General features: G+C 78.8%; 1 protein-coding gene and 1 pseudogene. One reads left to right on the top strand and one right to left on the bottom strand.

Going from position 1 to position 448, the window contains the following annotated elements; translation table 11 throughout:
* A partial coding sequence (locus KDL01_RS42030; protein WP_498038011.1) for an N-acetyltransferase occupies positions 1–192 on the top strand: 192 nt, incomplete at its 5' end.
* A 60-nt stretch (positions 193–252) separates the two neighbouring features.
* Here KDL01_RS42030 and KDL01_RS42025 read toward each other — a convergent pair.
* A pseudogene (locus tag KDL01_RS42025) lies at positions 253–448 on the bottom strand (aminoacyl-tRNA hydrolase); the annotation flags it as partial.

Genomic DNA, 448 nt, shown 5'->3' with positions numbered 1-448 from the left:
CAGGGCAAGGGGTACGGCCGCTTCGCCGTGGAGTCGGTGGCCGCCGAGATCCGCCGCCGCGGCGGCAAGGAGCTCCACGTCACCTGGCACCCCGGCCCGTCCGGCCCGGAGGGCTTCTACCTGGGCCTGGGCTTCCGCAGGAACGGTGAGGTCGTCGGGGGCGAGACGGTGGGCGTGCTGGAGCTGGGGTGACCACCCGCCGGGACCGCCCGGGCCCCGGGGCGCCCGGGCGTTCCGCACCGGCCGGTCCGGTCAGCCCCAGTCGCGCGCGGAGCGCCCCCGCTTGGTCTCCGAGCGGCGCTTCTTCTCCCGCAGCCGGCGCTCGTTGATGCCGCGCGGGACACGGGTCGGCCTGCGGGGCCGGGGCGGCGGCGCGGTGGCCTCGGCGAGCAGGGCCGCCAGACGCACGGCGGCGGCCTCGCGGTTGCGCCACTGGGAGCGGTGCTCG

This window comes from Actinospica durhamensis, assembly GCF_018139695.1.
In the GTDB taxonomy this organism is placed as follows: Bacteria; Actinomycetota; Actinomycetes; order Streptomycetales; family Catenulisporaceae; genus Actinospica; species Actinospica durhamensis.
The sequence above is the reverse complement of the archived record's forward strand: the minus strand, read 5'-3'. Positions and strand labels throughout refer to the sequence as shown.